Annotated in this window: 10 protein-coding genes; 3 read left to right on the top strand and 7 right to left on the bottom strand. The window is 72.2% G+C overall.

All coding sequences use genetic code 11. From position 1 onward, the window contains the following. Positions 1-6: 6 nt before the first annotated feature. The 6 genes from folE to dacB all read right to left on the bottom strand — a co-directional run bounded on the left by folE (position 7) and on the right by dacB (position 7275). Entirely contained in the window at positions 7-678 is a 672-nt protein-coding gene (gene folE / locus AB0K03_RS15545; protein WP_364684875.1) for a GTP cyclohydrolase I FolE, read from the bottom strand. Continuing rightward, a complete protein-coding gene (gene ftsH, locus AB0K03_RS15540; protein WP_364684704.1) occupies positions 678-2711 on the bottom strand; it encodes an ATP-dependent zinc metalloprotease FtsH in 2034 nt (677 codons plus the stop codon). Before ftsH ends, folE begins: the two co-directional genes overlap by 1 nt. A gap of 382 nt (positions 2712-3093) precedes the next feature. Further along, on the bottom strand, positions 3094-3669 hold the full coding sequence (gene hpt, locus AB0K03_RS15535; RefSeq protein WP_364684702.1) for a hypoxanthine phosphoribosyltransferase: 576 nt from the start codon (positions 3667-3669) through the stop codon (positions 3094-3096). A 127-nt stretch (positions 3670-3796) separates the two neighbouring features. Continuing rightward, the gene (gene tilS, locus AB0K03_RS15530) at positions 3797-4765 is read right to left on the bottom strand and encodes a tRNA lysidine(34) synthetase TilS (protein ID WP_364684700.1); all 969 of its coding nucleotides are present in this window, start codon (positions 4763-4765) and stop codon (positions 3797-3799) included. 10 nt (positions 4766-4775) lie between these two features. Next, complete coding sequence (locus AB0K03_RS15525) at positions 4776-5834, bottom strand: zinc-dependent metalloprotease (RefSeq protein ID WP_364684698.1); 1059 nt, start codon at positions 5832-5834, stop codon at positions 4776-4778. 49 nt (positions 5835-5883) lie between these two features. Beyond that, complete coding sequence (dacB, locus tag AB0K03_RS15520) at positions 5884-7275, bottom strand: D-alanyl-D-alanine carboxypeptidase/D-alanyl-D-alanine-endopeptidase (protein ID WP_364684696.1); 1392 nt, start codon at positions 7273-7275, stop codon at positions 5884-5886. 487 nt (positions 7276-7762) lie between these two features. On the opposite strand from dacB, the gene AB0K03_RS15515 reads away from it, so the two are divergent. Further along, on the top strand, positions 7763-8266 hold the full coding sequence (locus AB0K03_RS15515; protein ID WP_364684694.1) for an inorganic diphosphatase: 504 nt from the start codon (positions 7763-7765) through the stop codon (positions 8264-8266). 69 nt (positions 8267-8335) lie between these two features. On the opposite strand, the gene eccD is transcribed toward AB0K03_RS15515, so the two are convergent. After that, the gene (eccD, locus tag AB0K03_RS15510) at positions 8336-9772 is read right to left on the bottom strand and encodes a type VII secretion integral membrane protein EccD (RefSeq protein ID WP_364684692.1); all 1437 of its coding nucleotides are present in this window, start codon (positions 9770-9772) and stop codon (positions 8336-8338) included. A gap of 154 nt (positions 9773-9926) precedes the next feature. On the opposite strand from eccD, the gene eccCa reads away from it, so the two are divergent. Beyond that, positions 9927-13901, top strand: coding sequence for a type VII secretion protein EccCa (gene eccCa, locus AB0K03_RS15505; RefSeq protein ID WP_364684690.1), 3975 nt, complete (start codon positions 9927-9929; stop codon positions 13899-13901). Between the two features lie 274 nt (positions 13902-14175). Then, entirely contained in the window at positions 14176-15657 is a 1482-nt protein-coding gene (gene mycP, locus AB0K03_RS15500) for a type VII secretion-associated serine protease mycosin (RefSeq protein ID WP_364684688.1), read from the top strand. Positions 15658-15763 lie beyond the last annotated feature (106 nt).

The following is a 15763-nucleotide window of genomic DNA, read 5'->3' as shown; positions in this document are numbered from 1 at the left end:
CTCAGCTCAGCGGGCGTTGATCAGCGCCATGGCCTCGGCCCGGACCTTGCCGTCCCGCTGGAAGGCCCCCCGCACGGCGGACGTCACCGTCCGCGCCCCCGCCTTCCGGATGCCGCGCATCTCCATGCACATGTGCTCGCACTCCAGGACGACGATCGCGCCGCGAGGGTCGAGCTTGTCCATGAGCAGGTCGGCGATCTGAGAGGTGAGGCGTTCCTGCACCTGGGGGCGGCGCGCGAAGACCTCGACGAGGCGGGCAAGCTTGGACAGGCCGGTGATGCGGCCGTCGACGCCGGGGATGTAGCCGATGTGGGCCACGCCGCGGAACGGCAGGAGGTGGTGCTCGCAGAGGCTCATCACCTCGATGTCGCGGACCAGCACGAGCTCCTCGTGGTTGGCCTCGAACGTCGTGGTGAGGACCTTGGCCGGGTCGACGCGCAGGCCGGCGAAGAGTTCGGCGTACGCGCGGGCGACCCGGGCGGGGGTGCGCTGGAGACCGTCGCGGTCCGGGTCCTCCCCGATGGCGAGGAGGATCTCCCGGACCGCTTTCTCGATGCGCGCCAGGTCGACGGCCTGCTCGACCGGGGAGCCGGTGAGCTTGCCGTCGACCAGACGCGCGGCGAGGTAGTCGAGCTCGTCGTCGGAGTCCGCGGGCTCCGTCGAGCTGGCGTCGGTGATCAGTGCCCCTCCACGTTGCCGTTCGGGTTGATGTCCGACGGGGTGGTGTTGCCGCCGCCGACCGCGACCTGCCCGTCGGCCTCGGCCTGCGCCTTGAGCTTCTCGCGCTCGGCCGGGGTGAGGACCGGCGGCGCCTCGGAGGGCAGCCGCTTGCCGAAGCCGTTGAACGGCGACATCGGGGCGCGCTTCTGCACCCGGGCGCAGATGCGGTCCATGTCCTGCTGGGTGATGGTTTCCTTCTCCATCAGCTCCAGGACCATGGTGTCGAGGACGTCGCGGTACTCGACGAGGATCTCCCACGCCTCGTCGTGCGCCAGCTCGATGAGCGCGCGCACCTCCGAGTCGATCTCGGCGGCGACCGCGTCGGAGTAGTCGCGCTCGTGGCCCATCGAGCGGCCCAGGAACGGCTCGTCGTTGTTCGAGCCGTACTTGACCGCGCCCAGCTTGGAGCTCATGCCGTACTGGGTGACCATGGCGCGGGCCAGGCCGGACGCCTTCTCGATGTCGTTGCCGGCGCCGGTGGTGGGCTCGTGGAAGACGAGCTCCTCCGCGGCCCGGCCGCCCAGCGCGTACGCCAGGGTGTCGATCATCTCGGCGCGGGTCTGGGTGTACTTGTCCTCGGTCGGCAGGACCAGCGTGTGCCCGAGCGAGCGGCCACGCGGCAGGATCGTCACCTTGTGCACCGGCGCGGAGTGCGGCAGCGCGTACGCGACCAGAGCGTGCCCGCCCTCGTGGTACGCGGTGATCTTCTTCTCGCTGTCGCTCATCGCCCGGGAGCGCCGCTCGGGGCCGGCGATGACCCGGTCGATCGCCTCTTCGAGGTAGTCGTTGGAGATCGCCCGCTTGTCGTTGCGGGCGGTCAGCAGCGCGGCCTCGTTGATGACGTTGGCCAGGTCGGCGCCGGAGAAGCCGGGGGTGCGCCGGGCCACCGAGTCGAGGTCGACGTCCGGCGTGAACGGCTTGCCCTTGGCGTGCACCCGCAGGATGGCGCGGCGGCCCTCCATGTCCGGGTTGTCGACCGGGATCTGACGGTCGAAGCGGCCGGGGCGCAGCAGCGCCGGGTCGAGGATGTCGGGGCGGTTGGTGGCGGCGATGAGGATGACGCCGCCCTTGGTGTCGAAGCCGTCCATCTCGACGAGCAGCTGGTTGAGCGTCTGCTCGCGCTCGTCGTGGCCGCCGCCCATGCCGGCGCCGCGGTGGCGGCCGACGGCGTCGATCTCGTCGACGAAGACGATGGCCGGCGCGTTCGCCTTGGCCTGCTCGAAGAGGTCGCGGACGCGGCTGGCGCCGACACCGACGAACATCTCGACGAAGTCCGAGCCCGAGATGGAGTAGAACGGCACCCCGGCCTCGCCGGCGACCGCGCGGGCCAGCAGCGTCTTACCGGTACCGGGCTGGCCGAACAGCAGCACGCCCTTCGGGATCTTGGCGCCGAGGGCCTGGTACTTCGCCGGGTTCTGCAGGAAGTCCTTGATCTCCTGGAGCTCCTCGACCGCCTCGTCGGCGCCCGCCACGTCGGCGAACGTCGTCTTGGGCATGTCCTTGGTGAGCATCTTCGCCTTGGACTTGCCGAAGTTGAGGACGCGGGAGCCGCCGCCCTGCATCTGCGACATGAACAGCAGCAGCAGGATCACGAGGATCGCGATCGGCAGCAGGTTGACGAGCAGGCTCAGCAGGATGCTGTCGCCGGAGACCGTGGCGTCGATCGTGCCGGTGATCCGGCCCTGGGTCTTCGCCTGCTGGACGTCGTTCCAGATCTCGTCCGTCAGCTCGTACGGATACTGGGTCTCGATCTTGTCCGTGGTCTTGCCGTCGAACCGCTCCGGGGCCGCCAGCTCGAGTTGGAGCGTCTGCTCCTTGTCCTCCTGGACGACCTTCTTGATGCCGGGCTGGTTGAGTCGCTCGAGGACGACGGAAGTATCAACTCGCTGGTAGCTCGGACCACTGGTGAAGAATGAGCTCAGCGCAATAGCACCGATGATCACCAGAATGATCCAGACCACCGGGCGGCGGAAGAAACGCGTACGTTCCATACTGTTGTCGGGCGCCGATGCGCCCGGACCCTCCTGATCGGCGTCCTGGTCACCTGGGTTGACGTGGTCCCCGCCACCGGTCGCCGGCGAAGGCGCCCGGGCCACGGGAACACTGCCGGATCGATAACCCCCAGGGCCCGGGGCAAACCCCGTGAGCCCTCGGCGTCACCGACCCGACCCCTCCGGCGCTATTGACACTGCGCCATCGGTCACTCGACGGTACACCGTGGGTGCGTGTTCCGACTGCGTCAGCCCGGCCCGCCGGAACCCCGCCGTCGTCGGCAGTTCACGTTTCCGATGGCCGGTAATCGCCGCAAAGCCGGACAATACTCCTCGCAACCGGGTCGTTCACCCGATTCCTGAGAGTCGGCTGGGAGGCCGTTCAGCTACGGGCGTACACCTCGGGCTTGAGCACGCCGACGTAGGGCACCTCGCGGTAACGCTCGGAGAAGTCGAGGCCGTAGCCGACCACGAACTCGCTCGGGATGTCGAAGCCGACGTACTTGGTCGGCACCGGCACCTTGACGGCGTCCGGCTTGCGGAACAGCGCCACGACCTCGACGCTTTCCGGGGAGCGGGACTGCAGGTACTTCATCAGCCAGGACAGCGTCAGCCCGGAGTCGACGATGTCCTCGACGACCACCACGTGCCGCCCGGCGATGTCGCGGTCCAAATCCTTGAGGATGCGCACCACCCCGGAGGACGTCGTGCCGGAGCCGTACGACGAGACGGCCATGAACTCCATCTCGCAAGGGGGGCCCTGCCGGCCCAGCGCACGCGCGAAGTCCGCCATGAACATGACCGCGCCCTTGAGCACGCAGACCAGCAGCACGCCGCCCTCGGCGTCCGCGTAGTCGGCGGCGACCTGCTTCGCCAGCTCTTCGGTCTTCTCGCGGATCTGTTCCTCGGAGATGATCACGTGGTCGATGTCGGCGTCGTACCAAGAGCCGTCTGCCATGTGCCTAGCCTGCCGTACGCGACCAGCCATCCGCTGCCGGGGGCGGTGCCCACTGCCCGGACAAGCGCTGGTTATGGGGCGAATCATCCCCGGGCGACCGGGTCGCGGGCACACTCAGTGACAACTGTCACAGATCGGTCGGGACGAGATCACCCGCACGGCGGGCCACTGCGATCCCGCCCGGCAACGCCGTCCGTCCCTGGCCGTGCCAGCCGGTGATCAGAGCGTCGAGCGCGGCCACGTGGCGATGCGACAACGCGGCTCCCGGAGCTCCGAGCTCGAGGGCCCAGGCGTGCAGCACCCGCCCACGGATGGCCGCCGGCAACGCGTGCAGGACGGCGACGGACAGCCCTTCGGCAGAGCGGGCGGAGGCCAGCGCCTCGCCGGCGAGGGCGTCGAGGTAGGCGACGTCGGCGGCGACCAGGGACGCCGTACGGGCCAGGTTGGCGATCACGGCCGGGCCGAGGGCGGCCACCAGGGCCGGCAACGCGTCGGCGCGCACCCGCGAACGGGCGTACGCGTCATCGGTGTTGTGCGGGTCTTCCCAGGTCGCGAGGCCCAGCGCGGCGCACGCCTTGCGCGTGTCGGCACGCGCGACGTCCAGCAGCGGGCGGACGAAGAGCCCCCGGCGGTACGGCATCCCGGCAACCCCGCGCGGCCCGGCACCCCGCGCGAGCGCCAGCAGCACGGTCTCGGCCTGGTCGTCGCGGGTGTGACCGAGCAGCACGGCCGCAGCGCCGGTTCGCTCCGCAACGGAGGAAAGTGCCTCGTATCTGGCTTCCCGCGCCGCGGCCTCGGGCCCACCGGGCCGCCCGGCGACGGAGACGGTCGCCACCTCGACGGGATCGAACCCGGCCGACCGCGCCCAATCGGCGACCGCCGCTGCACGCTCGGCGGATCCCTCCTGCAGCCCGTGGTCGACCGTGACCAGGCCGACCGGCACGCCCGCCCGCGGCGCGACGAACGCGGCGGCGGCCGCGAGCGCGAGCGAGTCCGCGCCGCCGGAACAGGCGACCAGCGCGGGCCCCCGAAGACCCGTCACGGCCGCCCGGACCGCCGCGCGGACGGTCGCCACCGGCGGCGGGATGCGGGCCATGACGCCTGCGTTACGAGGCGAGACCGACCGGGCCGTGCACCCGGGCCACCCACGCGTCCGGGTCGCCCAGCTCGTCGAGCCGGGGCAGGGTCAGCGGGGAGCTGAAGATCTTGTTGAACCCGGTCATCCCGACCCGCTCCACGACGCCGTGCACGAACTTGCGGCCCTCCGCGTACTGGCGCATCTTGACCTCGATGCCCAGCAGCCGGCGGATGGCCTTCTCCAGCGGGTTGCCGGTCTCCCGGCGCTGGTTGAACTTGGCGCGGATCGTCTCCACCGTCGGGATGACCTCGGGCCCCACGCCGTCCATCACGAACTCCGCGTGCCCCTCGAGCAGCGTCATCAGCGCGGTCAGCCGGTCGAGGACCGCCTTCTGTGCCGGGGTCTGCACGATGTCGAGCACCGAGGAGCGGCTGTCGGGGTCGCGCAGCGCATCCGACAGCGTGGCCACACCGCGGCGCAGCCGCTCGAGGATGTGCTCGCCGCTCTGCGAGGCGTCGACGAACGCCTGGACCTCGCCGAGGAAGTAGCCGCGCATCCACGGCACCGCCTGGAACTGGGTGAGGTGGGTGACCTCGTGCAGGCAGACCCAGAGCCGGAAGTCGCGCGGGTCGGCGCCGAGCTTGCGCTCCACCTCGACGATGTTCGGGGCGTTGAGCAGCAGCTGGCCCGGCTCGGCGGAGAAGACCTCGTACTGGCCGAGGACGCGGCCGGACAGGTACGCCAGGACCGTGCCGGCCTGCACGCCGGTGACCCGGGAGCCGATCGCGTCGGTGAGCGCGCCGGGCTGCCGGTCGCCGGAGAGGCGGGTGACCAGCGGAATGATGACTTCCTTGAGGCCGGCGATGTTCACCGTGGCCCAGTCCTTGCGGTCCACGACCCGCACCGGCGGGCCCTCCACCTGCGGGGTCAGCCCCGTGTACGCCGCGACGTGGCTGCGCGCCTCATCGGTGAGTTCGCGCAGCTGGGCGACCACCTGCATGGCTTCCTCGTAGGACACCGCGGGGCCGGATTTCGACAGCGCGCCCGCGGTGGCGGCGGCCAGATCCCAGTCAACGAACTGCGCCATGCTGACCACCGTACCCGCGGACGACCAGCCGCCCACCCTGAGAAATCCCCTACTGGCAGCCGCAGGTGACCAGCTTGGCGGCGATCTTGTCGAGGGCCTGGCGGGCCGCGACCGAGTTGCCGGTGGCGTCCGCCATGATCGCGAAGACCAGCAGCCGGCCGTCTTTCGTGATCAACTCGCCGGAGATCGTGTTGACGCCGGTCAGCGAGCCGGTCTTGGCGCGGACCAGCCCCTGGCCGACACGGTTGGGCGAGGGCGTGACGAAGCGGGTCCGCAGGGTCCCCGACCAGCCGGCCACCGGGAGCCCGCCGAAGAGGCTGCTCAGCTCGGGGTGCCTGCCTCCGGCGGCGAGCGTGAGCACGTCGGTGAGCAGCTTCGGGCTGATGCCGTTGTGGCGCGACAGGCCGCTGGCGTCGTACAGGTTGGCCTCGTCGGCCGTCAGTCCCAGCTCGGCCAGCTTGGCGACCATCGCCTTGGCAGCACCGTCGAAGGACGGCTCCTGCCCCGCGGCCAGCGCGACCTGGCGGCCCATCGCCTCGGCGATCACGTTGTCGCTCTGCTGCAGCATCCAGTCGATCACGTGCACGAGCGGCGGCGATTGCACCTTGCCCAGCTCCGTGCCGGGCGCCACCGCGTCGGTGGGCGCGGAGGAAGCCGCTTGCGCGGCGGCAGCGGGGGCCTTGCCGCGGGTCACCGCGCCGGTCGAGACGCCCAGCTGCCGGGCGAACGCCCTCCCGGCGGCCAGCGCCGGATCGCGGAACCGTGGGTCCCCGCCGAACTCGTGGTGCACCGGCTCGATGCGGCCGGCGTTGGTCATCAGCGCCTGGATCCGCGCGACCTGGCCGCCGCCGATGACGTCGCCGTCCCAGCCGACCGCGGTCTCCTTGCCCGCGTACAGCGAGGTGTCGATCACGACCTTGGCCGGCTTCGTGCCGCCGAGGGCCTTCTTGACCTGCGCGGCGAGCTTGTCCAGCCGGGCCGCGCCGGGGAACTGGCCGTCGGCGTCGACCGACAGCGTGGGGTCTCCGCCGCCGACGAGCACGACCTCGCCCGGCGCGTTCCCGGCCACGGCGCGGGTCGTCAGCCGGTAGGCCGGGCCGCGCGCGGCCAGCACGGTCGCCGCCGTCAGGACCTTCGTCGTGGAGGCGGGCGTGGTCATCGTGTCGGCGTTGCGCTCGTACAGGGAGGTGCCCGTCGCGGCGTCCACCACCGAGACGTTGACCTGCGGGCCCAGCGCCGGCGCACCGACCAGCGGCCCGATCGCCGCCTTGACGCCCTCGGCCGTCGGCGCGGTGCCGTCGGTGGGCACGGCGAGCAGCACCGGGGTCGGCGTGGGGTCCGGCGCCGGGGTGCGCGCCGGCGAGGTCGCCGGAGCCGCCGACAGCCAGCCGTCCACCGGCCCCGGCCGCACGACCAGCGTCACCGCCACGAGCGCGATCAAGACCAGGACCGACAGACCCGAAAGAAGGAAGGTACGCCGAGAGCGCCCGGTTGCCGGCTCCGCCGCTGGCGCACCCCCGCTCAGCGGTGCCGCGGCGCCGCGAACGGGACCGCCGGGCTCATCCGCCGGTCCGGCCTGTGGCTGGTAGGGCTGGGAAAGCTGAGCCCTCTGCGCGTCGTTCAGCGGCACGGACGCCCGGCCATAGATGTGACCAGTCGCACCTGGGGCATGTGGCACAGCGGCGCCCGGATCCGGTCTCCTTACCGCAAAACCGTCGTCCTGCTGCTGCGACACGCCGTCGTACTCAGGAGTGTTCTGTGAATCTTGCCTCCCCACGCGCCCCTCCTCAGTACATGGCGGCAGACTTAGGGGAGACTACTGACATCCGGCACACCGGTGCGCACGGATCCTGTAGGGCTCAGGGGCGCCCTGCGCTCCGTCGCCGGGCACCAGCCGGTCCGAGGCGGGGCGAACAAGGGAGCGAACGATGGATTTCGACGTTTTGGTTGAGATCCCGAAGGGCCAGCGCAACAAGTACGAGGTCGATCACAAGACCGGCCGCATCCGGCTCGACCGGACGCTCTTCACCGCGACGCAGTACCCGGCCGACTACGGGTACATCGAGGGCACCCTCGGGCAGGACGGCGACCCGCTGGACGCCCTCGTGCTCATCCAGGAGCCGACCTTCCCGGGCTGCCTCGTGCGCGCCCGCGCGATCGGCATGTACCGGATGACCGACGAGAAGGGCCGCGACGACAAGGTCCTCTGCGTGCCCTACGAGGACCCGCGGCAGGAGCACCTGCGCGACATCCACCACCTGGGCGAGTTCGACCGGATGGAGATCCAGCACTTCTTCACGGTCTACAAGGACCTGGAGCCGGGCAAGTCGGTCGAGGGTGCGACGTGGGTCGGCCGGGTGGAGGCCGAGGACGAGATCCGGGCCTCCTTCAAGCGCGCAGAGGCCGCCGAGCACCACGACGAAGCCCACTGACGGCATTCCGACACACACCGACGGCCGAGCTTTTGCTCGGCCGTCGTGCTTTTCCGGCCGCCTGGGCCCTCAGATGCTGATGTTGCTCACGAGGCTGTAGAGACCGACCACCGAGCAGGCCACCGGGATCACCGAGATCACCGCCAGGCTGTCCAGCAGATCGGCCGCGCGGCCCAGGTACGGCGACGGCGCCCGCCGGGACCACGTGGCACCGGCCGCGACCGTGGCCATCGCCGCGAGCAGGCCCACCACGCTCAGGCCGAGCAGCATCGCGTCGCCGGCGCCCCACAGCAGGTCGATGCCGAGCGTGAACGCCCCGAACAGGCCGGCGGTGATCAGCGGGAGGCGCTGACGCAGCGTCACGAACAGCCGCGACCGCAGCAGCAGGGCGGCGATCGCCAGCCCGGTGAGGATCCGGGCGGCCAGACCGCCGGACGAGGCCAGCACCACGAACGCGGCCCCCGCCAGCACGGCATGGCCGATCAACATCCCGGTGAGCAGCTCCTCCGTACGGCTCACGGCGGCGAAGACCCGCGCACGGTCGGGCAGCTCACGCGCCGCATCGAGGGCTGTGTTGCGGGCGCCGGTGAAACCCTGCTCGGCCTCCGCGCCGGTCGGGAGGCTCACCGGCGGCGTGGGCATCTTGCCGAAGCGGATGGCCAGCAGCGGGATCACGCCGATGCCGCACACCAGCACGGAGATCAGCACCGCCGCGGCGCCCGCGGCCGAGGTGAGGAAGCCGACCAGGGCGGTGAGCGCGCCGAGCAGGCCCGCCGTCACGCCCGCGGCGAAGATCCGCAGCGAGGCGGCCACGCCGACGCCGCCCAGGGCCGCGAGCAGCAGGAGCGCCACCGAGCCGGCCAGCAGCTCGGGGCCGCCCAGCCACGGCAGCAGCGGGAAGACGCCGGCAGGGTCCGCGGCACCCGGGCTCACCAGCACGGCGCCGCCGGCGAACGCGTACGGCAACGCGAGGCCGCCCAGGGCCGCGCCTGCGCGCGCGTCCCCGTACGCCCGGGAAGCGGTGATGCCCGCGAGCGACAGCAGCAGTCCCACACCGAGGCCGACGTAGGCGGCGCCCTCCCACGCCGGACCGGCCGTGAGCACGGCGATCAGTCCCAGCGAGAGCAGCACCGCCGCGCCCGCCAGCGTGGCCGTCCGGGTGGAGCCCGGCGACCAGATGGTGCCGCGCCGGCGCGCGCCCTCGGCGATCGCCTCGACCACGTCGTCGTACTCGAGCTCCGGCCACTCCTCGCGGGCCGGGACGAGGTGCAGGACCTCGCCGTCACGGACGCCCTGCGAGAAGAGCCCCTGGGCGGTGACCAGCGCCACGCCGTCCGTGCGGCGCAGCACCCAGCCGCCGTGCTTCTCGCCGTCGTCCGCCAAACCTTCGCCCGCGTGCCGCAGGACCTCGGGCAGCAGCTCGGCGAGCGGGACGTGCTCGGGCAGCGCCACATCGACGCGGCGCGACGGCGCGCTGATGGTGACCCGGGCCAACCCGACGCTCATGCCTGATTTCCCATCGATGGTGACGGTGCTGCGGAACGCTGGGGACTTTACCTATCCTGAGCCCTGCGCGGTGGCCGGTCGGTCTGCCGCGGCCGGCCTGATTAGACAAAAGCATCAACGGCCGGCGTCGGGGGATGAAAGGGACAGTTTCGGTATGAGCACGGTGGTGATCAAGCGGGCCGCGCGTCGCCCGGCGCCCGAGATCCCGACCGGCGAGCTCGCGGTGGATCCGCCGCCCGAGATCCCCCAGGCGGTCGGCGGCCGCTGGCAGCAGGCCTTCATGGTGCTGCCCATGCTCGGCGGCTCCGTCGCGATGGCCATGATGATGGGCCGCGGCACCGGCGGCTCGATGTCCTATGTGATCGGTGGCCTGTTCGGCGTCTCGTCGCTGGCGATGCTGGCCACCTCGTTCGGCGGCAGCGGCTCGCCCAAGAAGGCCGAGATGATGGCGGCGCGGCGCGAGTACCTGCGTCACCTCGCCGGCCTGCGCCGCCGCGTCCGCGACACCGCCACCAAGCAGCGCACCGGCCTCTACTACCGGCACCCCGACCCGACCCAGTTGTGGTCCACCGCAGGTAGCCACCGGGTCTGGGAGCGTCGGTCCGCCGACCCCGACTTCGGCGTCGTACGCCTCGCTGTCGGCCCGCAGACGCTCGCCACGCCGCTGATCCCGCCGGTGACCCGGCCGCTCGAGGATCTCGAGCCCATGACCGCCGGTGCCCTGCGCCGGTTCCTCGACGCGTACTCGGTGGTGCCGGACCTGCCGGTCGCCGTGTCGCTGCGCGGCTTCGCCCGGGTCTTCATGCGCGGCAACGGCACCGGCGCGGAGGCCGACGCCCGCGCCCTCACCCGGGCCGTGCTCACCCAGCTCGCCGTCTTCCACGCGCCCGACGACCTCATCATCGCGGTCTGCGCCGGGCCGGAACGCCGCGCGGCGTGGGAATGGGTCAAGTGGCTCCCGCACAACCTGCACCCGTCGCGGACCGACCGGCTCGGCCAGGTGCGCCTGGTCGCGAGCGCCGGGCCCGACCTGGAGAAGCTGCTCGAGGACGTGATCGGCAACCGGCCGCGGTTCAACCCGGCCGGCGTGAGCACCAGCGGGCCGCACGTCGTGATCGTGCTGGACGGCGCCGACCTCAAGGGCGCCACCCAGCTCGACGACGGCATCGACGGGGTCACGGTGCTCGACCTGGACGACGTACCGCCGCGTCTGCTCGACCGTTCGCTGCTGGTGCTCGAGGTGCGCAGCACGGCGGGCCGGCGCGAGCTGCACACGTACGCGATGGACCACGCCGCGGAGGTCGGCACGCCGGACCGGCTCAGCGAGCAGGAGGCCGAGGCGGTCGCGAGGCGCCTGGCGCCGCTGCGGCTCGCCGCCATGTCGAAGTCGAGCGACACCCCGCTGGCGACCGAGATGGGCCTCGCCGAGCTGCTCAACCTCGGCGACCCCGAGTCGTTCAGCGTCACGCAGGCGTGGCTGCCGCGACCCAACCGCGACAAGCTGCGCGTGCCGATCGGTCTCGGCGCCGACGGCTCCGCGATCGAGCTGGACCTCAAGGAGTCCGCGCAGGACGGCATGGGCCCGCACGGCCTGCTGATCGGCGCGACCGGCTCCGGCAAGTCCGAGCTGCTGCGCACGCTCGTGCTCGCGCTCGCCGCCACCCACTCGTCCGAGGCGCTCAACTTCGTCCTCGTCGACTTCAAGGGCGGCGCGACGTTCTCCTCGCTCGACCGGCTGCCGCACACCGCCGCCGTCATCACCAACCTCGCCGACGAGCTCCCCCTCGTCGACCGCATGGTGGACGCGATCGACGGTGAGCTGATCCGCCGCCAGGAGCTGCTGCGCAAGGCCGGCAACTACGCGAGCCTGCGCGACTACGAGAAGGCCCGGGCCGGTGGCGCCGCGCTGCCGCCGCTGCCGTCGCTGCTCGTGGTCTGTGACGAGTTCTCCGAGCTGCTCTCCGCCAAGCCCGACTTCATCGACCTGTTCGTCCAGATCGGACGGTTGGGCCGCTCGCTCGGCGTGCACCTGCTGCTCGCCAGCCAGCGGCTCGAGGAGGGGCGGCTGCGCGGGCTCGACACGCACCTGTCGTACCGGATCGGTCTGCGGACCTTCTCCGCTCTGGAGTCCCGCGCGGTGCTCGGCGTGCCGGACGCGTACGAGCTGCCCCGCTCGCCCGGTCACGGCTACCTCAAGTTCGGCACCGAGCCGCTCGTACGGTTCAAGGCCGCGTACGTGTCGGGGGTCTTCCGGAAAGCCGGCAGCGGCGGTCCCGGCGCGGCCCGCGACGGCGCCCCGCCGCAGATCCTGTCCTACTCGACCCATTACGTGCCGGCGCCCAAGCCGGTGAAGCCCGCGCAGCCCAAGCCGGAGGAGATCCCGGCCGGCGAGAGCCTGCTCGACGTGATGGTCGCGCGGCTCAACGGCCAGGGACCGCCGGCGCACCAGGTGTGGCTGCCGCCGCTGAACACGTCCGCCACGCTCGACGAGCTGCTCGGCCCGGTCGCCGCCGACCCCGCCCGCGGGCTCGCCTTCGCCAACCCCGAGCTGCACGGCGCGCTGCAGGTGCCGATCGCCCTGATCGACAAGCCGCGCGAGCAGGTGCGCGACGTCATGTGGCTGCAGCTGGGCGGCAGCGCCGGTCACGTGGCGGTCGTCGGCGGCGCGCAGTCCGGCAAGTCGACGGCGCTGCGCTCGCTGATCTGCGGGCTCGCGCTGACCCACACCCCCGCCGAGGTGCAGATCTACTGCCTCGACTTCGGCGGCGGCTCGCTGGGCACGCTGCGCGACCTGCCCCACGTCGGCGGCGTGTACCAGCGGCTCGACGCGGTCGGCGTCCGGCGTACGGTCGGCGAGGTCTCCACGCTGCTCGCCGACCGGGAGCGGCTCTTCGGCGAGCTCGGCGTCGACTCCATGGCCTCGTACCGGCGGCGGCGCGCGGCCCAGGCCGGGCTGGGCACCGGCGCCGACAACGACCCGTTCGGCGACGTGTTCCTCGTGGTGGACGGCTGGACCACGCTGCGCAAGGACTACGACGAGCTCGAGGGCGTGATCACCGACATCGCGACCCGCGGCCTGTCGTACGGCATCCACGTGGTCACCAGCGCCCCGCGGTGGATGGACTACCGGCCGGCGATCCGCGACCTGTTCGGCTCCAAGGTGGAGCTGCGCCTCGGCGACCCCACCGACTCCGCGATCAACCGGCGGCAGGCGATCAACGTGCCGGAGAAGCCCGGCCGTGGCCTCGTCGAGCACCCGACCGACAAGAACAAGGCCCTGCACTTCCTGACCGTACGGCCGGAGCTGAGCAACGCCGAGTCCGCCGAGCTCGTCAAGATGATCGCGACCAACTGGACCGGCCCGGTCGCGCCGCGGGTGCGGTTGCTACCGCCGTCGTTGCCGTACGCGGACATCGACCTGGACCGCTCGACCGGCCTGCGGCTGCCGATCGGCATCGCCGAGTCCGACCTGCAGCCCGTCGAGATCGACTTCGCGAGCGACCCGCACTTCCTGCTCTTCGGCGACGCCGAGTGCGGCAAGTCGTCGTTCCTGCGGGCGCTCGCCACCACCATCACCCGGCGGTTCCAGCCCACCGAGGCCCGGATCATCCTGGTCGACTACCGCCGCAGCCTCATGGACCTCCCGGAGAGCGACCACCGCATCGGGTACGGCATCCAGGCCCAGAAGACCCTCGAGCTGATGCAGTCGGTGGCCGGCTACATGGAACGGCGCCTGCCCGGCCCCGACGTGACCGCGCAGCAGCTGCGCGAACGGTCATGGTGGAACGGGCCCGAACTGTTCGTGCTGGTCGACGACTACGACCTGATCGCGTCGGGCCCGACGAACCCGCTGGAGCCGATCCTCGAGTACCTCCCGCAGGCGCGCGACGTGGGTCTGCACCTGATCGTCACCCGCCGCGCCGGTGGCGCCGGCCGGGCCATGTACGACCCGGTGATCCAGCGGCTCCGCGAACTGTCCTCGCCCGGCCTCGTGATGACCGGCCCGTCGGACGAGGGAGCGCTCATCGGCCCCGTACGCCCCACGCTGATGCCGCCCGGACGTGGCCGCCTCGTCACCCGCCGTGAAGGGGTCCGGCTCATCCAGCTGTCGCATCTGCCCCCGTTCTGAGGCGCCACCTGCACAGACGTACCAACCGTGCGATCGGTATCCACAGACCCGCGCATCGAGGGGCCATTTCGGAGTAACCTCCCACCATCGTCCGTCCCGCATCAGAATGGCACCGCGTCCGGGAGAGCTGGCCGTCCGTGAGAGCTGAGAGCGAAGCACCGCACGTGTCCCGCCGACCCCGGCGCGGCCTCCTCGCGCCGTGTCCGGCCCGCGGCGGTGCGCGTTGGTAAGGCCTTTCGCCGTACGCGTCACCGCAGCGTGCGTTGCCGCCGGATTGACCGCCGCTCCCGGTCTCGCCTTCCCCACCTCCTCCGCAGGATTCGCCGCCTCCCCGGCCGGTGTCGCCTCAGCGGCCCGCGCCGTTACCCCCGCCCGCGCCGCCGCACCGGCCCGCGCCGTCACCCCCGCCCGCGCCGCCGCACCGGCCCGCGCCGTCACCCCCGCCCGCGCCGCCGCACCGGCCCGCGCCGTCACCCCCGCCCGCGCCGTCACCCCGGCCCGCGCTGCCACACCGGCTGGCGTCGTTTCGCCGGCCTCCGCGGCTTCCGGGGGTTCTGCGTCGGGTTCTTCCGCCGGGACCGGGGCGCTCGCGGGGCCGATCACCGCTCCGGAGCCGCTGCTCGGCGACTCGGTGCGCTCCGAGCAGTGGCACCTCAAGACCCTCAACGTCGCCGGCGCGTGGACGTACTCGACCGGCGAGGGCGTCACGGTCGCCGTGATCGACTCCGGGGTCGACGCCGACCACCCGGACCTGCGCGGCCAGGTGCTCAAGGGCCTCGACCTGGTGGACCCGCAGGGCGACGGCGACACCGATCTCGTCGGGCACGGCACCACGGTCTCCGCGATCATCGCCGGCCGCAACGACGACAGCGACGGCGTGGTCGGCATCGCTCCCAAGGCGAAGATCCTGCCGGTGCGCGTGCTCGACCGCGAGAACAAGTACGACGACGCGATGATCGTCGCCAGGGGCGTGCGCTGGGCGGTCGACAAGGGCGCCCGCGTGATCAACCTGTCCCTCGGCGGCAACGGCAGCAGCCCGGCCCTCGCGGCCGCCCTCGACTACGCGTTCGCCAAGGACGTGGTCGTGGTCGCCTGCACTGGCAACGCCGGCTCCTCCACGTCGTCCGGCGTCTGGTACCCGGCCCGCGAGCCCGGCGTGATCGCCGTCGCCGGCATGGAGAAGGACGGCGACGTCCTCTGGTCCGGCTCGATCACCGGCAAGGAGACGGTCGTGACGGCCCCGGCCACCGAGCTGTACGGCGCCAGTCCCGAGGGCTACTGGCGGGTCCAGGGCACCAGCTTCGCGGCCCCGATGGTCTCCGCCACGGCGGCGCTGGTCCGCTCCCGCTGGCCCACGATGTCGGCGGGCGAGGTCGTCAACCGCATCATCCGCACCGCCAAGGACCGGGGCCCGGCCGGCCGCGACGACGAGTACGGCTTCGGCATGGTCGACCCGACCGGCGCCCTGACCGCCGAGGTCCCGACGGTCCTGCGCAACCCGCTCGACACGACGGCCTCCCCGGGCATCGCCCGCTTCGGCAGCGCCCCGACCTCGGGCCAGGCCCAGTCGGCCCCGAACACCACCGGCAAGAACCGCACACCGCAGGCGCCGGGATCGAACGCCGGAGCAGCCATCGCCAACGGCGACGTGGGCGCGGCGAAAACATCCCACGGCTGGTGGGCGGCGGCCGCGTTGTTCCTGACATCGCTGCTGGTGGCGATCGTGACGATCCGCCGCTTCGCCCACCTCACCTGACGCCGCCGGCAGCAGGCCGGAACCGCTTCGGCGCGGCGGTCCGGTCGCCGGCGCAGCAGGGTCGGCCGGTCGCAGGTCCAGCGCGGCGTGGGTCACCAGTCCAGCT

Source organism: Actinoplanes sp. NPDC049316 (assembly GCF_040677315.1).
Lineage (GTDB): Bacteria > Actinomycetota > Actinomycetes > Mycobacteriales > Micromonosporaceae > Actinoplanes.
The sequence above is the reverse complement of the archived record's forward strand: the minus strand, read 5'-3'. Positions and strand labels throughout refer to the sequence as shown.

Bases quoted from the DNA above. Each gene is read 5' to 3' on its own strand.
- AB0K03_RS15525 (WP_364684698.1), bottom strand. From the start codon at position 5,834: ATGGCGCAGTTCGTTGACTGGGATCTGGCCGCCGCCACCGCGGGCGCG.
- eccCa (WP_364684690.1), top strand. From the start codon at position 9,927: ATGAGCACGGTGGTGATCAAGCGGGCCGCGCGTCGCCCGGCGCCCGAG.
- hpt (WP_364684702.1), bottom strand. From the start codon at position 3,669: ATGGCAGACGGCTCTTGGTACGACGCCGACATCGACCACGTGATCATC.
- AB0K03_RS15515 (WP_364684694.1), top strand. From the start codon at position 7,763: ATGGATTTCGACGTTTTGGTTGAGATCCCGAAGGGCCAGCGCAACAAG.
- eccD (WP_364684692.1), bottom strand. From the start codon at position 9,772: ATGAGCGTCGGGTTGGCCCGGGTCACCATCAGCGCGCCGTCGCGCCGC.
- ftsH (WP_364684704.1), bottom strand. From the start codon at position 2,711: ATGGAACGTACGCGTTTCTTCCGCCGCCCGGTGGTCTGGATCATTCTG.
- tilS (WP_364684700.1), bottom strand. From the start codon at position 4,765: ATGGCCCGCATCCCGCCGCCGGTGGCGACCGTCCGCGCGGCGGTCCGG.